This is a genomic window from Pantoea sp. C8B4, assembly GCF_051336905.1.
Classification (GTDB): Bacteria; Pseudomonadota; Gammaproteobacteria; order Enterobacterales; family Enterobacteriaceae; genus Pantoea; species Pantoea rwandensis_B.
Genome location: NZ_JBGMNK010000005.1, coordinates 19,358 through 37,233 on the forward strand (window position 1 = coordinate 19,358; position 17,876 = coordinate 37,233).

The 17,876-nt window shown below is 57.7% G+C and carries 16 protein-coding genes; 15 read left to right on the forward strand and 1 reads right to left on the reverse strand.

Features of this window, described 5'->3' with window-relative positions:
- Window positions 1–100: 100 nt before the first annotated feature.
- From ACCW76_RS07985 to ACCW76_RS08025, 9 genes are all read left to right on the forward strand, one after another.
- A complete protein-coding gene (locus ACCW76_RS07985) occupies window positions 101–946 on the forward strand; it encodes a GNAT family N-acetyltransferase (RefSeq protein ID WP_436338238.1) in 846 nt (281 codons plus the stop codon).
- The gene (locus ACCW76_RS07990) at window positions 946–1,872 is read left to right on the forward strand and encodes a 2-hydroxyacid dehydrogenase (protein WP_436338239.1); all 927 of its coding nucleotides are present in this window, start codon (window positions 946–948) and stop codon (window positions 1,870–1,872) included. Before ACCW76_RS07985 ends, ACCW76_RS07990 begins: the two co-directional genes overlap by 1 nt.
- 7 nt (window positions 1,873–1,879) lie before the next feature.
- On the forward strand, window positions 1,880–3,013 hold the full coding sequence (locus ACCW76_RS07995; RefSeq protein ID WP_436338384.1) for a M20 aminoacylase family protein: 1,134 nt from the start codon (window positions 1,880–1,882) through the stop codon (window positions 3,011–3,013).
- 115 nt (window positions 3,014–3,128) lie between these two features.
- On the forward strand, window positions 3,129–4,445 hold the full coding sequence (gabT, locus tag ACCW76_RS08000; RefSeq protein WP_436338240.1) for a 4-aminobutyrate--2-oxoglutarate transaminase: 1,317 nt from the start codon (window positions 3,129–3,131) through the stop codon (window positions 4,443–4,445).
- A 142-nt stretch (window positions 4,446–4,587) separates the two neighbouring features.
- Window positions 4,588–5,100, forward strand: a complete 513-nt coding sequence (locus ACCW76_RS08005) for an Lrp/AsnC family transcriptional regulator (RefSeq protein WP_045815175.1) — start codon at window positions 4,588–4,590, stop codon at window positions 5,098–5,100.
- A 322-nt stretch (window positions 5,101–5,422) separates the two neighbouring features.
- Window positions 5,423–5,869 (forward strand): GNAT family N-acetyltransferase, encoded by a 447-nt coding sequence (locus ACCW76_RS08010; RefSeq protein WP_045832261.1) that lies wholly within the window; start codon window positions 5,423–5,425, stop codon window positions 5,867–5,869.
- A gap of 18 nt (window positions 5,870–5,887) precedes the next feature.
- A complete protein-coding gene (locus tag ACCW76_RS08015; RefSeq protein ID WP_436338242.1) occupies window positions 5,888–7,936 on the forward strand; it encodes a hydantoinase/oxoprolinase family protein in 2,049 nt (682 codons plus the stop codon).
- 1 nt (window position 7,937) lies between these two features.
- A complete protein-coding gene (locus tag ACCW76_RS08020; RefSeq protein ID WP_436338243.1) occupies window positions 7,938–9,953 on the forward strand; it encodes a hydantoinase B/oxoprolinase family protein in 2,016 nt (671 codons plus the stop codon).
- Window positions 9,954–10,036: 83 nt separating this feature from the next.
- Window positions 10,037–10,879, forward strand: coding sequence for an oxidoreductase (locus ACCW76_RS08025; RefSeq protein ID WP_436338245.1), 843 nt, complete (start codon window positions 10,037–10,039; stop codon window positions 10,877–10,879).
- 109 nt (window positions 10,880–10,988) lie between these two features.
- On the opposite strand, the gene ACCW76_RS08030 is transcribed toward ACCW76_RS08025, so the two are convergent.
- A complete protein-coding gene (locus ACCW76_RS08030; protein WP_436338246.1) occupies window positions 10,989–13,154 on the reverse strand; it encodes a putative bifunctional diguanylate cyclase/phosphodiesterase in 2,166 nt (721 codons plus the stop codon).
- Between the two features lie 311 nt (window positions 13,155–13,465).
- Between ACCW76_RS08030 and phnF the strand changes: the two genes are divergently transcribed.
- From phnF to phnK, 6 genes are read left to right on the forward strand one after another with little or no spacing between them, the layout of a single operon-like run.
- The gene (gene phnF / locus ACCW76_RS08035; RefSeq protein WP_045832256.1) at window positions 13,466–14,182 is read left to right on the forward strand and encodes a phosphonate metabolism transcriptional regulator PhnF; all 717 of its coding nucleotides are present in this window, start codon (window positions 13,466–13,468) and stop codon (window positions 14,180–14,182) included.
- Window positions 14,179–14,625: a phosphonate C-P lyase system protein PhnG gene (gene phnG / locus ACCW76_RS08040; protein ID WP_436338248.1), complete on the forward strand. Its 447-nt coding sequence runs from the start codon at window positions 14,179–14,181 to the stop codon at window positions 14,623–14,625. The genes phnF and phnG overlap by 4 nt, the downstream gene beginning before the upstream one ends.
- Window positions 14,625–15,200 (forward strand): phosphonate C-P lyase system protein PhnH, encoded by a 576-nt coding sequence (gene phnH / locus ACCW76_RS08045; protein ID WP_038646239.1) that lies wholly within the window; start codon window positions 14,625–14,627, stop codon window positions 15,198–15,200. Before phnG ends, phnH begins: the two co-directional genes overlap by 1 nt.
- Window positions 15,200–16,276 carry a carbon-phosphorus lyase complex subunit PhnI gene (locus tag ACCW76_RS08050; RefSeq protein WP_038646242.1) on the forward strand — a complete coding sequence of 359 codons (1,077 nt, stop codon included), beginning with the start codon at window positions 15,200–15,202 and terminating at the stop codon, window positions 16,274–16,276. Before phnH ends, ACCW76_RS08050 begins: the two co-directional genes overlap by 1 nt.
- Window positions 16,269–17,117, forward strand: coding sequence for an alpha-D-ribose 1-methylphosphonate 5-phosphate C-P-lyase PhnJ (locus ACCW76_RS08055; RefSeq protein WP_058962106.1), 849 nt, complete (start codon window positions 16,269–16,271; stop codon window positions 17,115–17,117). Before ACCW76_RS08050 ends, ACCW76_RS08055 begins: the two co-directional genes overlap by 8 nt.
- Window positions 17,107–17,868 carry a phosphonate C-P lyase system protein PhnK gene (gene phnK / locus ACCW76_RS08060; RefSeq protein WP_038646247.1) on the forward strand — a complete coding sequence of 254 codons (762 nt, stop codon included), beginning with the start codon at window positions 17,107–17,109 and terminating at the stop codon, window positions 17,866–17,868. Before ACCW76_RS08055 ends, phnK begins: the two co-directional genes overlap by 11 nt.
- Window positions 17,869–17,876: the final 8 nt, after the last annotated feature.

The following is a 17,876-nucleotide window of genomic DNA, read 5'->3' on the forward strand; positions in this document are numbered from 1 at the left end:
CGTAGCGATGCGATAAATCGCACATCTCAATGGCGAAACCGCTCGCGCAGCAGATTGCGCCGCTACGTCGCGGGGGCGTTTTACAAGAAAGGAGCAGCAGATGATCACATTACGCGCCATGACGCAGGACGATATTGAACACGGCTATGCCATCACCCAACAGCTCAAGTGGCCGCATCGTCGTGAAGACTGGCAGCAGGCGTTGGCATTGGGTGAAGGCGTGGTCGCTGAAGAACAGGGCAAATTTGTCGGCAGCGCCTTTGGCTGGCGTTGGGGTGAACACGCCGCAACCATTGGCCTGGTGGTGGTGAATCCCACCTGCCAGGGGCGCGGCATTGGTAAGCAGCTGATGCTGGCCGTGATGGAAAAATTCCCGGACGCCGTGATTCGTTTACATGCGACGGAAATGGGGCAGGGGTTGTATGAGAAGCTCGGCTTTAAGGTGACGGGCAGCATCCAGCAGCACCAGACACGTGAGCTGGCAGCCGTGCCTGCGGTGAGTATCCCCACCGGTCTGACGCTGCGTAATGTCGAGGCGAATGACGTCGAACTACTCACCGAATTAGACCATCAGGCTCACGGTATGTGGCGTCCACAGTTGATGCAAACGCTGATCGCTGATCATCAAACGGTATTGCTGCAGGACGCGCAGCAGCGGGTACAAGGTTTTGCCAGTCTGCGCCGCTTTGGTCACGGCTGGGCAATTGGCCCGGTGATTGCGCGCGATATCGAGACGGCACAGGCGTTAATTGCCGCGCTGATGCAGGGTTTGCGCGGCGAGTTCGTGCGCATCGATACCGATGCGGCTTTACCGCTGGCGAGCTGGCTGGAAAAACGGGGGCTGGTCAAGGTTGACGCGCCCACCACCATGTATCTGGGAACGCCGTGGTCACCGCAAGCCGGTGAGATGCAGGCGTTTGGGTTGATGACCCAGGCGATGGCCTGATGCATATCGTTTATAAATCGGAGGCCACGCGTGGAGCCCACTGGCAGCGCTGGCTGGCTGAGCATGCACCGGATGTGCAGTTGCATATCTGGCCGGATGTGGGTGACGCAGAACAGGTTGAACTGCTGGTGGCCTGGCAACCGCCGGAAGATGTCATGGCGACGTTCCCTAATCTCAAAGCGCTACTGTCGGTGGGCGCGGGGGCCGATCAGTTCGATCTAAGCCAACTGCCACCCCATTTGCCGGTGGTGCGCATGATCGAACCCGGCCTGACGCAAGGCATGGTGGAGTACGTCACCTTTGCCGTGCTGGGGTTGCATCGTGATATGCCGCGCTATTTCCAACAGCAGCGCGCAGCTACGTGGCAAACGCATCCGATTCGTACCGCCCATCAGCGGCGGGTGGGTGTCATGGGATTAGGCGAACTCGGCCAGGCATCTTTGCAGCAGCTGGTGTCATTAGGTTTTGACTGTGCTGGCTGGAGCCGGACACCGCGTGAACTCGAGGGTGTGCGCTGCTGGCATGGCGCCGAGCAACTGGCTGAGTTTCTGGCACACAGCGACATTCTGGTGTGTTTGCTGCCGTTGACTGACAGCACACGCGGTTTGCTTAATGCTGAACTGTTTGCGCAGTTACCTGCCGGAGCCGCACTGGTACAGGTGGGGCGTGGCCCGCAGTTAAATCATGACGATCTGCTCACGGCGCTGGCCAGCGGACAATTGAGTGCAGCCGTGCTCGATGTGACCGATCCCGAACCTTTACCGCCGGAACACCCTTTCTGGCAGCATCCTGCCATCTGGCTCACGCCGCATATTGCCAGCCAGACGCAAACCGATAGCGCAGTGGCGGCGCTGCTCGACAACCTGCGCCGCTACCAACGCGGCGAACCGATGGTCGGCCTTATCGATCGCAAACGGGGATACTGAGATGGAACTGGAACAATTAGTCGCTCTGCGACGGGATCTGCACGCCCATCCCGAGCTGGGGTATCAGGAAACACGCACCAGCGACATTGTGGCGCAGGTACTGCAAGAACATGGAATTGAAGTGCACCGTGGCATGGGAAAAACCGGTGTTGTAGGCGTGCTGAAGCGTGGCAACGGCACGCGCATCATTGGCCTGCGCGCTGATATGGATGCGCTGCCGATGCAGGATAACGGCACCCAGGCATGGAAAAGTGTGCATGCCAATGTCTGCCACGCCTGCGGTCACGATGGCCATACGGTGATGCTATTAGGTGCGGCTATCCAACTGGCGCAACAGCGTGATTTTGACGGCACACTGGTGTTTATCTTTCAGCCGGCAGAAGAGGGACTCGCCGGCGCGAAAGCGATGATCGATGACGGACTGTTCCAGCGATTTCCTTGCGATGCGGTATTTGCCCTGCATAACTGGCCCGAACTGCCGCTGGGCGACGTGCAGACGCGACCGGGCGCCATCATGGCGGCGGCGGATCGCTTTGATATCACGGTAAAAGGTGGCGGCGGTCATGCCGCACAGCCGCACCTGACGCGCGACACGCTGCTGGCGACCAGCGAGCTGGTGGTGCAACTCAATACGCTGGTGGCGCGTGCACTTGATCCCTGCGAGCCGGGATTGCTCACGGTGACGCGCATGCAGGGCGGATTCTCCCACAACATGATTCCAGCGGAAGCCAGTATCACCGGCACAGTGCGAACATTCAGCCCAGCGGCGCAGGACATCATTGAAAGTCGTTTGCGTGACATGGCGCAACATGTCACGGCGGCGCACGGCCTGCAGGCAGAGGTGAGCTATCTGCGCTATTACCCGGCCACGGTCAATCATGCGGGGGCTGCACAAGTGGCGCTGGAGGCATTGCGCGAGGCTGGCATCCCTGCTGAACAAGCCAGGCAACCGGCACTGACGTCAGAAGATTTTGCCTTTATGTTGCAGGCAAAACCGGGCGCCTATCTGTGGATCGGGTCGGCACCTAGCCAGCCCTTACACCATTCCTCTTACGACTTTAACGACGCACTGATCCCGCACGGTATTCAGACTTTGACGGCCATCGCCCGCCACGCGCTGCGTGCAGAATTTCCCTGCTGATTGGCAGAAGATTTTGAAACGAAATGCCGCTGCTTTGCTGATTACGGCAGCGTGAGAAACCAACGGGTTGCGATACTTGAGCCAACCGAACGTTACGTGGATGAGGATTTTGAAAATGCAGAATGTCATGGCGGAGCAGCAAGCGTATAGCGATAACGGCCTGTTACTGGATGCACGTGAGCAGAATGTGCCACGTGGTGTGGTCACCGCGCATCCGTTGGTGATTGAACGGGCAAAGGGCAGTGAAGTGTGGGATGTTGAGGGCAATCGCTATCTCGATTTTGTCGGCGGGATTGGGGTACTCAACGTGGGTCATAACCATCCGGCAGTGGTGAATGCGGTGACAAAACAGCTTGGGCTGGTGTCACACGCCTGTTTCCAGGTTGTTGCCTATCCGGGCTATATCGAACTGGCGCAGCGCCTGAATACACTGGTGGGTAAGGGTGAAGATTTCAAAAGCGTGTTCTTCACTAGCGGCGCGGAGGCGGTAGAAAATGCGGTGAAAATTGCCCGTGCGCACACCAATCGCAGCGGCATTATCGCGTTTGACGGTGCCTTCCATGGCCGTACCTTACTGGGCTGTACCCTGACGGGGATGAGCCAGCCGTATAAACAGAACTTCGGTCCGTTCGCCTCAGAGGTGTATCGCCTTCCTTATCCTAATGCCTTCCATGGCGTCAGCGATGATGACTGCCTGCAAGCGCTGGAACAGTTGTTCGCCGTGCAGATCCTGCCGGAGCGAGTGGCGGCAATCATCATCGAGCCTGTTCAGGGTGATGGTGGCTTCCTGCCAGCGGGTGCGAACTTCATGCAAGCGCTGCGTCGCATTACCGAAAAACACGGCATCGTGCTGATTCTCGATGAAGTGCAGACCGGATTTGGTCGTACCGGTACGCTGTTTGCCTTCGAGCAACTGGGCATTACGCCGGATCTGGTGACAGTGGCGAAGAGTCTGGGTGGCGGTCTGCCGATTTCCGGCGTAGTCGGCAAAGCGGCCATCATGGATGCGCCATTACCTGGCGGTCTTGGCGGCACCTATGGCGGTAACGCTCTGGGCTGTGCGGCGGCGCTGGCGGTGCTGGACCTGCTGGAAAACGACAATCTGCTGGCGCGCAGCAATCAGCTGGGTGAACAGCTTAACGCGCGTCTGCAACAGCTGGCGGAGAAGTATGCCTGTATTGGCGAAGTGCGCGGTGTGGGCTTTATGCAGGCGGTGGAGATCATCGACTTCGAAACCAAACGCCCTGACGCAGCGATGACGCAGAAAATCCTCGACTGCGCCTGCCAGGAAGGTCTGTTGCTGATCAAATGCGGCCTGCATCGCAACGTGGTGCGCTTCCTCGCGCCACTGGTGACCACAGATTCGCAGTTGGAAGAAGCGTTACATATCTTTGATATTGCGCTGGCCCGCGCCAGTGGTCGCCTGGGATAAATCCGGCTTCCTCATTGATATCTCTGGAATTATTGACTCGACCAATGAATGACGTGACGTGCGGAAGTCGCTAGCGCCGTCACGTCAAAGCGTGATATACCATCGTATCAGCCTGCGCGATTGGTCAACAATGAGGGGTGCTATGAACGGCTTAATGAAACTCGACCGCATCGACATCAACATCCTGGTGCAACTACAAAAAGATGGCCGTATCAGCAACGTCAATCTCGCCGATGCCGTTGGACTTTCGCCCAGCCCTTGTTTGCAACGGGTGAAGCGCCTGGAGCAGGCTGGATTTATTACCGGATATGAAGCCCACATCAATCTGACCAAAATTACCGATTCCGTCACCGTGTTTACTGAAGTGACGCTCTCGGGCCATCGCCGCGAAGATTTTATGAAATTTGAAAATGCGGTACGCGATGTGGATGAGCTGATGGAGTGCCACTTGATTACCGGCGGCTACGACTATTTGCTGCGCTTTATTACCCGCAGCATTGAGCATTACCAGGAAGTGATTGAGAAGATGCTGGATGCGCAAATCGGCATCGATAAGTACTTCAGCTATATCGTGATCAAATCGCCGATTATGAAAAGTACCGTTCCACTGCGATCGCTGATTGCTAAGCATAACTCAGTTGATTTTAGTGTCTGATGTTCTCTCATGAGACCTTCTCCCGTTGTGGGAGGAGGGATCCACTAAGCCCCTGCATTGACGATACGGGAACATGATTCTCCCCTCCCTCAGATCTCATTTTTCGTTTCAGCTAACCCAGCCATTGTCATGTTGCCCGCCGCATCGATTGGCGCGGTTGCTTGCGGGTGGGAGATAACGGTAACACGCGCTTTGACCCCGCAGCATAAAATTTCTTCTCTGCCGTAAATTCCCTTTATCTTTACTGTTCAGGTCGTGGCTTCACGCGCGCCCGGTGCCTGCATATCCGTACACTCAATTTATCGCTTTACAAGGAGTTGCCATGACCGCTCTAACCCTTGCCGATCATCAATGGCAGCGCGACGACTTCACCATCTCTACCGAACGTCAGCGCCTTGATATGGATTACATCCACCAGCAATTGACTGAGAAGTCTTACTGGGCCAGCGCGCAGCCACGCGCGAAAACCGAACGCGCGTTTGCCGGCTCGTTACCGTTCGGTGTTTACCATCTTCAGCAGCAGATTGGCTTCGCGCGGTTGGTCACGGATTACACCCGATTTGGCTGGCTGTGCGATGTGATGATTGATGAAAACTGGCGGGGTCATGGCCTGGGCAGCTGGCTGGCAACCTGTGTGCGTGCGCACCCGGAACTGGCCACGGTGCACCGCTGGATGCTTTCAACCAATGATGCCCATCAGCTGTATCAGCGCCTTGGCTGGCGCGTGGTGCAGGACCCACAAAAACTGATGGAATTTCCTCTCTCCTGATAACGGAGCTTGCTCACCATGGGTTACCGCGTTGGCGTTGATATTGGCGGATCCTTTACGGATTTTGCCGTGCTGAATGAACAAACTCATCAGATCCATACCTTAAAAGTTCTGTCGCGGCCGGATCAGCCCGGCAGCGAAATTCTCACCGGGCTGTCGCAGTTGCAGCAGCGTGACGGTATTGAACCCCAGCATATTGACTACTTTACCCACGGCACCACCGTGGGCATCAACGCGGTGATCCAGCGACGTGGCGTGCGGCTGGCGCTGTTTGCCACCGAGGGATTTTGCGATGTGCTGGAGCTGGCGCGTCTTAAAATCCCCCATATCCACGATCTCTTCTCGCGACGTCCGGCGCCGTTGATTACCCGCGACCGTGTGTATGCCATCAAAGAACGCACTGACCGCCACGGCGAGGTGTTGCAGCCAGTGGACCGGCAAAGTGTGCTGGAGGCGATTGAAAAGGCGCGTGCGGCGGGTTGTCAGGGCATTGTGGTGTCGCTATTGCACAGCTATCGCAATCGCCAGAACGAAGCGGCGGTCAAAGCGATCATCGAGGACGTGGCGCCTGAACTGCTTACCTCTTGCTCTGCCGACATCTGGCCGATTATTCGTGAATATGAACGGACCATCACCGCCACTATCAATGCTTACGTGCAGCCGATGGTGATTCATTACCTCGAATCGTTTGAACAGGCGTTACACACCATGGGCGTTAAGCCTCCGCCGCGTATCACTAAGTCCAACGGCGGCGTGATGGGTGTGGAGCAGGCAAAAACTGAATGCGTGCAGATGGTGCTGTCAGGTACGGCTTCGGGAGTGATCGGTGCCAGCTTCCTCGCCAGCGCCTGCGGTTTCGACAAAATTCTCAGTCTGGATATCGGGGGCACCAGCGCGGACGTGGCGGTGATCGTCAATGGGCAAGTCGCGCAGGGCAACGGTGAAATCATCGGTGATTTCCCCATTTATATTCCGTCGGTGGCCGTTACGTCGGTGGGACAGGGGGGCGGATCGCTGGCGTGGATCGATAACCAGGGGGTACTGCAAATGGGTCCAGACAGCGCCGGATCGCTGCCGGGACCGGTGTGTTTCCAGCGCGGGGGGACGCAGCCAACCGCGACCGATGCTTTTGCGGCCTGTGGGATGATCGGTCATGGCGATCTGGGCTACAACGCGGTGAAAGTCGATGTCGCCGCCGCGCGTGCCGCCTGGCAGCCGCTGGCGGAGCAACTGGGCATTACGGTGGAAGAGACGGCGGAAACGGCTATCGAACTGGCGATCTCCAGTATGTACGGTGACACCAGCGGATTGCTGTCGCGTTTTGGGCTGGATCCGCGTGAGTTCTGGTTCCTCGCCTTTGGTGGCGCGGGCCCGATGATGGGGTGTTTCCTCGCCCGCGAACTCAACATGAAAGGGGTGATCGTGCCACCTACACCGGGCGTACTGTCTGCGCTGGGAGGGCTGGTAGCCGACATCCGCAATGATTTTATTCGCACGCTTTACAGCGATCTGGACGCCAGCCTGGCGGATAGGCTGGCAACGGAAGCGGAAGCCCTGAGCCAACGTGCGCGTGGCTGGCTGCGCGAGCAACACGGCGCGGATATGCCGTTCACTTTGCATTACAGCGCCGATATGCGCTATCGCGGCCAATCGTTTGAGATAGAAGTCGCATTGCAGCCGGAGTGGCTGGTGCAGGCCAACGTGGCGGCCTTACATGAGGCCTTTGACCGCCAGCATCAGCAGCTGTTTGGTCACTGTGATGCCGATGCGTCGGTGCAGATTATCAATCTGCGGTTGGTGATTGCGTCTCCCACACCGAAACCCACGCTCAATCTGTTGCCTGCGGCCACTGATGCCGTCGAGGTCGCAAAACAGGTGCATGCCTGGATTGACGGTGCGTCACATCCGGTCGATGTGGTGTTGCGTGCCACTCTGCGTGCCGGACATCATCTCAACGGACCGGTGATCATCGCACAGGATGACTGCACCACCTGCGTTCCACCGTTCATGCAGGTGGATGTCGATAGTTTTGGCAACTTGCTGATTACGCCTCTGGAGGCAAACTAACATGGCCATTAACGGACGTAACCTGCAAATTCTGGCGAACTATTGCGCGGCGGCGGCCGATGCGATGGCGTTTACGCTGATGCGCACCGCGCACTCCACTTTCGTCAAAGAGACCGAAGATTTTTCCTGTCAGATTGTCAGTCGTGATGGCATGGCGTTCGCCTCACCGCGCAGCTTTGGCGCGCCCTGGTACAGCGGCATTGATTACGGCCCGGTGCTGGCGTTAATCGACAGCTATCAGGAGGGCGATATCTGCATCACCAATGATTCGTATGCGGGCAATGTGGCAACCCACTCGCCGGATATCCATATCTGGAAGCCGGTGTTTCACAACGGGGCGATTGTCTGTTTTGTGGTGGGCCATATTCATAACACTGATGTGGGCGGCGCGGTGCCGGCTTCGCTGTCGCGATCGCTGACCGACATCGTGCAGGAGGGCATCCGCATTCCGCCACTCAAGATTGTGCGCAACGGCGAGTTGAATGAAGAAGTCGCCAGCATCATGCGCCTCAACGTGCGTGTACCAGAGCAAAACTGGGGGGATTTCAAGGCGCAGATTGCCTCGGTGAACGTGGGCGAGCGTAAGATCCATGACATCATCGCGCGTTTTGGTGTTGAGGATTTCCTGCAGGGTATCGAGGGTATTTTGGACTACGCCGAAGCGCAGGCGCGCAGCATTATTGCCACTATCCCGGACGGGGAGTACTTCTATGCTGACTTTGCCGATGAAGATGGTGAAGGCGGCTATCCGTGCCGCGTGGCCATCACGCTGCGCATTAGCGGCGACACGCTGGAGCTGGATTACACCGGCAGCGATCCGCAGCTGGCCTCATCGCTGAATATGCCCACGGGCGGCCGTGAACGCCACCCGCTGGCGCTGGTGGGTGTCACTTATGTGCTTTCCACGCTGGATCGCCATCTGCTGCTCAATGCGGGCACCTTACGCCCGACGCGCGCTATCCTGCCGCCCGGTACGGTGATGAACTGTGAAGCGCCTGCCGCGGTGGGCATGCGATCGCTGACCTGTGCGTTATCGCAGATCGCCACCATTGGCGTCTTTTCCCAGGCGTTGCCCGATCGCTTACCGGCCAACTCACCCGGCGGCAACTCGATCATGAATATCCGTACCAGCGATAGCCAGAACCGTAGCGTGGTGGCTTCGCTAGGACCCGTCGGCGGTGGCGCGGGCGGTACACCACGTCATGATGGCCCGGATGGTTCTGGCGGGTTATCGGCGTTTCTGAAAAACACGCCTATTGAGATCAACGAGGCAGAAGTACCCATCCATTTCCATCGCTATGGGCTGGCAGCGGACAGTGCCGGTGCCGGGCGCTATCGTGGCGGCCTGGCCACGGAGATGGCGTTTGAAATTACCGCGCCCAACACCACGGTAACGGCGCGCAATCGCAACCGGTCAGTGTTCGCCTCGGCTGGCGTGCTGGGCGGTGAGTCAGGGGCATTGTCGCACTTCCGCACGTTGCGCAACGGCAAGGCCATTGAACACGGCAACACCGATGTCATTCGTTGCCAGCCGGGCGATATCGTTGAGGTGCGTGGCCCGGGCGCGGGAGGGTATGGCCTGCCAGTGGAACGTGACACGGCGGCAGTGCTGCAGGATGTGCGCTGCGGATTCGTCTCCCGCCAGATGGCGCGTGAGCGCTACGGCGTGGCGATCATTGATGATGAGGTGGATGCGGTCACCACAGCGCGTTTACGCGCTGAGATGCAGCACGAAGCCCGGCAGCATTTTGATCACGGCCCAGCCCGCACCGCGTTTGAACAGCAGTGGACACCGGCGCGCTATGCGTTGCTCACCGCGTTCCTGGCACAAGCGCCTGTCAGCTGGCGCCACTTCCTCAAGCAGCAGGTGTTTGACGCCGTGGCAGTGGAGGCACAACCGGCAACACGTGAGGCGGTTGCAGCAGATCCACAACCGGCAATGCTTGAGGCGCAGATGCAGGCCATCTTCCAGAATCTGCAACAACGCTATCCGGCGATGATGAACAGGTCGCACTAAGCGCTAATATTCAGCTTCAGGCTTTGCCATAGTCTTTTGTTGCCCGATGACGGTTCATCAGGCGCTTTTAAGAGGATGTCACTATGGCTTCAGCAAACACGCCCGTTTGGTTTATTTCTGGTTGTTCAACCGGCTTTGGCCGGGAGCTGGCGCAGCAGACCATTGCGCGCGGCTTTCATACCGTGGTGACCGCGCGTGACCCGGCAAAAGTGCAGGATTTGGTGGCGGGGCATGACAACGCCCTTGCGGTGGCACTGGATGTGACCGATGCGCAAAGTATCGAGCAAGCCGTTCAGGCCGCACTGGACAAATTCGGTACGGTAGATGTGCTGGTGAACAATGCTGGCTATGGCTATCAGAGTTCAGTGGAAGAGGGCGATGAGCGTGAGATCCGTGCTCAGTTTGATGCCAACGTCTTTGGTCTTTTTGCCTTAACGCGCGCGATTTTGCCGGCGATGCGTAAACAGCGTCGCGGACACGTGATCAATATCACCTCGGTCGCCGGATTCATTGGCTTTGCCAGTTCAGGCTATTACTCGGCCAGCAAACACGCGGTGGAAGGCTGGTCTGATTCCCTGGCAGTGGAAGCGGCGCCTTTAGGCATTCATGTCACTTGTGTCGAGCCGGGCCCATTCCGCACGGATTGGGCAGGGCGTTCACTGCACCAGACGCCGAGCACCCTACCGGAATATGCTGATACGGCGGCAGCGCGCATGAAAGCGACTTCCGAATACAGCGGCACCCAGGCGGGCGATCCGGCTCGTGCGGCCACGGCGATGATCGCCATCACGGAGCACGATAACCCTCCGCGCCATCTGGTGATGGGCGCATGGGGTTATGAGGCAGTGACCAGTAAGTTGAAAGAGAGACTGGCACAAATCGAAGACTGGAAGCAGACGTCGATTGATACGGATTTTCCGTCATAACCCTGATGCACGGTAGATCGCGCCGCCACCGCTAACCGGGATTAAACGCGAGCGGCGCGGCATTGACGCCAATGCCCGCAGGGCGGAACACGCTCCTCCCGCCGGGCATTTATATCATCTTTTCAATCTCTTCAAACGGTACGGCCTGGCTGAACAGATATCCCTGTAGCTGATTACAGCCCGCATCGGCCAGCGCCATCTTCTGGCCTTCGGTTTCTACTCCTTCGGCGGTGACGGTTAAGCCCATGGCGTGACCCAGACGCACCACGGATTCAACGATTGCCGCAGAGTTTTGCGCGACGCCCAGTGATTGGGTGAAGGAGCGATCAATCTTGATTTTGTCGACCGGGAATGTGCTGAGATAGTTAAGGCTGGAGTAACCGGTGCCAAAATCATCCAGCGCAATGCGAAAACCGGCCTCACGCAGCGCGATGATGTTATTGCGTGCTTCGTGCTCATCCTCAATCAATACGCCTTCGGTGATCTCCAGTTCCATATGATGCGGATTGGCGCCTTCTTCACGCACAATTTCAATGATGCGCTCCACAAAGCCACTGGCGCGAAACTGCACGGGAGAAACGTTAACCGCCACAATCACCTGCGGCAGTTTCAGTGAGGTTTTACAGGCTTCACGTAACACCCATTCGCCCAGCGGAATGATCATCCCGGTCTCTTCGGCGATGGCGATAAAGTCACCCGGCGAGACATCACCACGCACCGGATGCTGCCAGCGCAGCAGGGCTTCTAACCCCACCACTCGCTGTCCGCTGATCTCCATCAGGGGTTGATACCACACGCGCAGGCCATCGAAATTGACCAGCGCCTGACGTAAATCCGTCGCCATCTGCTGGCGGGTACGCAGCGATTCATCCATCACTTTTTCGAACTGGCGATACTGGCCGCGACCACTGTTTTTTGCCTCATACAGCGCGATGTCCGCTTTACGCATCAGCTCCAGACGGTCAATGCCATCTTTAGGGGCCAGCGCCAGCCCGATGCTGACCCCAACCCACACTTCGCTGCCTTGCAGCTCATAGGCTTCACTCAGCTCACTGATAATGCGTTTTGCCAACGCCTGCACCTGACCGATGTTATCGACGTCCGGCATCATCACAATGAATTCATCCCCGCCGATGCGCCCTACGGTATCGCTGGCACGCAAGATGTGCGAGAGGCGGCGCGCCACCTCAATGATCAGCTCATCGCCCGCATGATGGCCATAGGTATCATTGATGTTTTTAAAGCGATCGAGATCAAGCAACAGCAGCGCCACACGCTGATCGTGCCGGGCGGATGCAGCCAGCGCCTGGGTCAGCCGATCTTCCACCAGTGCCCGATTAGGCAGTCCGGTAAGCACATCGTGAAAAGCCAGATGCTGTGCCTGCGCCTCACTGGCGCCGAGCTTAAGCAACGATTGCGACAGATTGAGAGAGGAGGTCCAGATGCGCCTGACCATAAACAGGCAGAGCAGGGTAATCAGCACCACGGATAACAGTGTTGAAGGGCCGAGCATGCGCAGCATCTGCGCGCCGGGTTTATCCGGTAGCCAGCTCAGGTAACCCACTGCATCGCCTTGCTGTGAATTCAGTTGATAGAGTGCATCTGTTCCAGGCTGCGGTGCGCCATCGCTGAAATGTAGCTGTTGCAGTTGGCTGCGATCCGCCAGATTACGTAAATAGCCATCATCGAGGAATTTGATACTCACTAATCGATAGCGGCCTGCTTCACGGGTACTGCTGATATCGCCCACAGCAAGGGCCGCGGCACGTTGCCCAATGCGCACGAAATCGGCGCGATCGCTGGGACCCGCCACTTCATCACTGCTCACCACGAGCGGACTGGCCAGCATGTCTTTTAGGTATTGCCCCACGCTGTCACTGGGCACGCGTTTACCCTCACGCCAGATCGCCAGCGGCTGATTGTTACGATCCATCAGCAGAATCAACTGGTGGTCAAACATGTCATAAAGCCAGCCGCCGATATTTTGATCTAACCAGCTCTGATCCGGTACGCCCAATGCCAATTGGTCCGCGAGAGGCGACCAGCGAGTCAAACTGCGCAGCTGACGCAAATGTTCATTCAAACTTTGGCTAAAGGAGGCCTCAATCATGCGTTGCTGTTGATCGCGAGCCTGTTCATTGCTCAACGAGGTGCCCCAGAACAAGCCAACACCTGCTCCGGCAAAGGTTAAAACTAAAATCGCCACCAACGGCAAAATCACTTCCCGAACGAAATTGCGTCTGAATCCATCTGACAGTTTGATTGTATTAATCATTTTAAGGTTCGCGTGACAAGGAGGGCTCATCAATAACGTTAGCAGACTTTACGCAAGCTGCATCCCGTAAGGGAAGCGATAAAGTGGTGAAAATAAGCGATAATTTTTTGAACACTGTCACAAAGGTAACAGTTAAAAATTTTTTATTAAAACCACAGCCGTTTCGCTTCGATCCTGCTGCCCTAAAGCAAATTCATCCTCACGTCATTGAGTCGTCACGGCGCTGTCATCTGGCTCGCGCACTGTAGTCGCCATCTCGCAGCACTTGTCGTTGCGCTCCTCAACCCATAGCGAATGAGGTATTGAACGTGATGGAGATATCCAGACATCCGACCACTGTGTATCAGGCGGTCGCCGCCCAACTGGAGCAGGCACTGCAAGAGCGTTATCGCTGTGGTGACTATCTGCCTTCTGAACAACAGTTAGCCGATCACTATGAAGTCAACCGCCATACGTTGCGCCGCGCGGTAGATGAACTGGTGAACAAAGGGCTGCTGCAACGCCGTCACGGCGTCGGCATTTTGGTGCTGATGCGTCCCTATGATTACCCCTTACATGCGCAGGCGCGCTTTAGCCAAAACCTGCTGGAGCAGGGCAGCCACCCCACCAGTGAGCGACTGCTGGCGGTGCTGCGTCCCGCCAGTGGTGATGTGGCCAGTGCGCTCGCCATTAATGAAGGCGACAACGTGATTCATCTGCGCACGCTGCGCCGCGTGAATGGCGTGCCGGTGTGTGTCATCAATCACTTCCTGCCGGAACTGAGCTGGTGGCCGACGATACAGCAGTTCCAGAACGGCTCGCTGCATGACTTCATGCAGCAGCACCTTGGCCTCGATTTAACGCGTTCGCAAACCCGAATCAGCACCCGCCGCGCACAGGCGAAAGAGTGTAAACAGCTGGAGATTGCCCTGCAGTCACCGCTGCTGTGCGTGCGCACCCTGAATAAACACCGTGACGGTCAGGTAGCGGAATACTCCGTCAGCCTGACGCGTGGCGACATGATTGAACTGACTCTGGAGCATGAATGAAACAGCAAACCGCTCGCCAGCATTGGCTATCGGTACTCGCGCACAGCGAAGCCAGCCAGCTAAATGCCCACTGGCAGTCGCTGCACCTCAAAGCGCAATTTGAAGCGATTCGTCCCGCCGAAACCGGTTTAACCCGTTTGCAGGCGCGCATGGGCGGTAGCGGCAAACGCTTCGTGATGGGCGATGCCACCGTCACGCGTGCCGTAGTGAAACTGCATGATGGCACCCTCGGTTTCAGTTATGTGCTGGGCCGCGATAAAGCCCATGCCGAACGCTGCGCCGTGATTGATGCGCTGCTGCAACAGCCGGAAACCCATGCGCTGTTGCAGGAAAAATTAATTGCCCCGCTGGCGGCCCTGCGTGAAGAGCAGCGTCAACTGCGCGCACGTGAAATCGCCAGCTCTAAAGTGGACTTCTTTACGCTGGTACGCGGAGATAACTAATGACATTACTGGCCAGTTTTAACCATCCGGTTGCCGATTCACAGCGTGCCTTCCGCCGCATTCTTAAAGCGATGAGCGAGCCAGGCGTGATGGTCTCTCTGCCACTGGAACAGGGCTGGGGCGACCTGTCGCCTGCCGCAACGGCGGTACTGCTGACGCTGGTGGATCAGGAGAGTGCGTTGTGGCTGGATGGCCGCGTAGATAGTGAAATCGTGCGTAACAACCTGCGTTTTCACACCGGTGTGCCGATTGTGGAAGAGCGCCATGCACCCTTTGCCCTGACGCATGCGGCATCCAATCCGGATCCCGCGCAGTTTGCGCCGGGCGACAATATGTCACCGGAAAAAAGCACCACACTGATCATTGAAGTGCCATCACTGAACGGCGGCTTAACTCTGCGCCTGTCTGGTCCTGGCCTGCGTGAGTCACGCGCCATCGCCCCGCAGCTTCCCGAAGCCATTCTGACCTATCTGCGCGAGCGTCCGCACCCGTTCCCACTGGGCGTGGATCTGATTTTCACCTGCGGTGAAGCGATGATGGCCTTGCCACGCACTACCGACGTGGAGGTGTGCTGATGTACGTTGCGGTGAAAGGGGGCGAGAAGGCGATAGCCAGTGCTCATGAGCTACAAGCTGATTTGCGCCGTGGCGACCGCGATATCGCAGAACTCGGCTGCGATCAGGTCGCACAGCAGCTGGGATTAGCGGTGGATCGCGTGATGACCGAAGGCGGTATCTACGATCCCCAACTGGCGGCACTCGCCATTAAACAAGCCAGCGGCGATTTGGTCGAAGCGATCTTTCTGCTGCGTGCCTATCGCACGACGCTACCACGTCTGGCTGACAGCCTGGCGCTAGACACCGATGAGATGCGCATCGAACGTCGTATCTCGGCGGTGTACAAAGATTTGCCGGGCGGTCAGGTGCTCGGTCCCACCTACGATTACAGCCATCGCCTGCTCGACTTCACGCTGCTGGCTAACGGTGAAACCCCGGCGGCACCGCGTGACGATCAGGCGCTGCCAGAGCACTGCCCGCATGTGTTCAGCATGATGACCAGAGAGGGCCTGGCAGCGCGCGAAGAGGATGATGGCAGCGAGCCTTGTGATATCACGCGTGAACCGCCTGGTTATCCGGCCACGCGCGCGGCACGTCTGCAACAGTTGGTGCGCGGCGACGAAGGTTTCTTGCTGGCGCTCGGCTATTCGACGCAGCGCGGTTATGGCCGCAACCACCCGTTTGCTGGCGAAATCCGTACCGGCTATCTCAGCGTGTCGATCTGCCCGGAAGAACTGGGCTTTGAGATTGATATCGGTGAAATCCTGCTGACCGAGTGTGAAATGGTCAACGGCTTCACCACGCAAACCGAAGGTGCACCGCACTTCACGCGCGGCTACGGGCTGGTGTTTGGCCGTTCAGAGCGCAAGGCGATGGCGATGGCACTGGTGGATCGTGCTCTGCAAGCACCCGATTACAACGAACGTATTGCCGGCCCGGCGCAGGACGAAGAGTTCGTGCTGTCGCATGCCGACAACGTGGAAGCGGCGGGCTTTGTTTCGCATCTGAAACTGCCGCACTACGTCGATTTCCAGGCGGAGCTGGAGTTGCTGAAACGGCTGCGTGAACAGGTTCAGGAGCAAAACGATGAGTGAGTTAACCGGCTATAACAACGGCTATCTGGATGAGCAGACCAAGCGCACCATTCGTCGCGCGATCCTCAAAGCGGTAGCGATTCCGGGTTATCAGGTGCCGTTTGCCGGACGTGAAATGCCGATGCCTTACGGCTGGGGCACCGGCGGTATCCAGATCACCGCCAGCATCATTGGCGACAGCGACGTGCTGAAGGTGATTGACCAGGGCGCGGATGACACCACCAACGCCGTGTCGATCCGTCGCTTCTTCCAGCGTGTCAGCGGGGCAGCTACCACCGAAGCCACCAAAGACGCCACGCTGATCCAGACGCGTCACCGCATTCCGGAGACGCCATTGCAGGAAGATCAGGTGCTGATTTTCCAGGTGCCGATTCCTGAGCCGCTGCGCTTCATCGAGCCGCGCGAAACGGAAACCCGCACCATGCACGCACTGGAAGAGTACGGCATCATGCAGGTCAAACTGTATGAAGATATCGCCCGCTATGGCCATATCGCCACCACTTATGCCTATCCGGTGAAGGTCAACGATCGCTACGTGATGGACCCTTCGCCGATCCCGAAATTCGATAACCCGAAAATGCACATGATGCCTGCGCTGCAGCTGTTTGGCGCCGGGCGTGAAAAGCGCATTTATGCCTTGCCGCCTTATACCAAAGTGGAAAGCCTCGACTTCGACGACCACCCATTCACCGTACAAAGCTGGGATGAACCCTGTGCCCTGTGCGGTTCACGCCACAGCTACCTCGATGAGGTGGTCATGGATGATGCCGGTACGCGCATGTTTGTCTGCTCCGATACCGATTTTTGCCACCAGCAGCAGGAACAACAACATGCACAGTGAACAGCCGCTGCTTGCGGTCAACAATCTGACGCACCTTTATGCGCCAGGCAAAGGTTTTGAAGACGTCAGCTTTGAACTCTATCCAGGGGAAGTCTTGGGCATTGTGGGTGAGTCGGGTTCCGGCAAAACCACCTTGCTGCGTAGCCTGTCTGCGCGTTTAGCGCCGCAGCAGGGCAACATTCTTTATCGTGCTCAGGATCTTTATCAACTGAGTGAGAGCGACCGCCGCCGCTTGTTGCGTACCGAATGGGGCGTGGTGCATCAGCATCCGCTGGACGGATTGCGCCCGCAGGTCACGGCGGGCGGCAATATCGGCGAGCGCCTGATGGCCGTCGGCCAGCGTCATTACGGTGACATCCGTAAAGAGGCGATGCGCTGGTTGCAGGACGTCGAAATCCCCGCCAACCGCATCGACGATTTGCCGACCACCTTCTCCGGCGGTATGCAGCAGCGTTTGCAGATTGCACGCAACCTGGTGACGCAACCCACGCTGGTGTTTATGGATGAGCCGACCGGTGGTCTGGATGTGTCGGTGCAGGCACGACTGCTGGATCTACTGCGTACGCTGGTGCGCGAACTCAATCTGGCGGTGGTGATCGTCACCCACGATCTCGGCGTCGCGCGCTTGCTGGCGCACCGCCTGCTGGTGATGAAGCAGGGCAAGGTGGTGGAGAGCGGTCTGACCGACCGGGTGCTGGACGATCCGCATCATCCTTACACGCAACTGCTGGTCTCATCGGTGCTGGCTTAACTTCATCA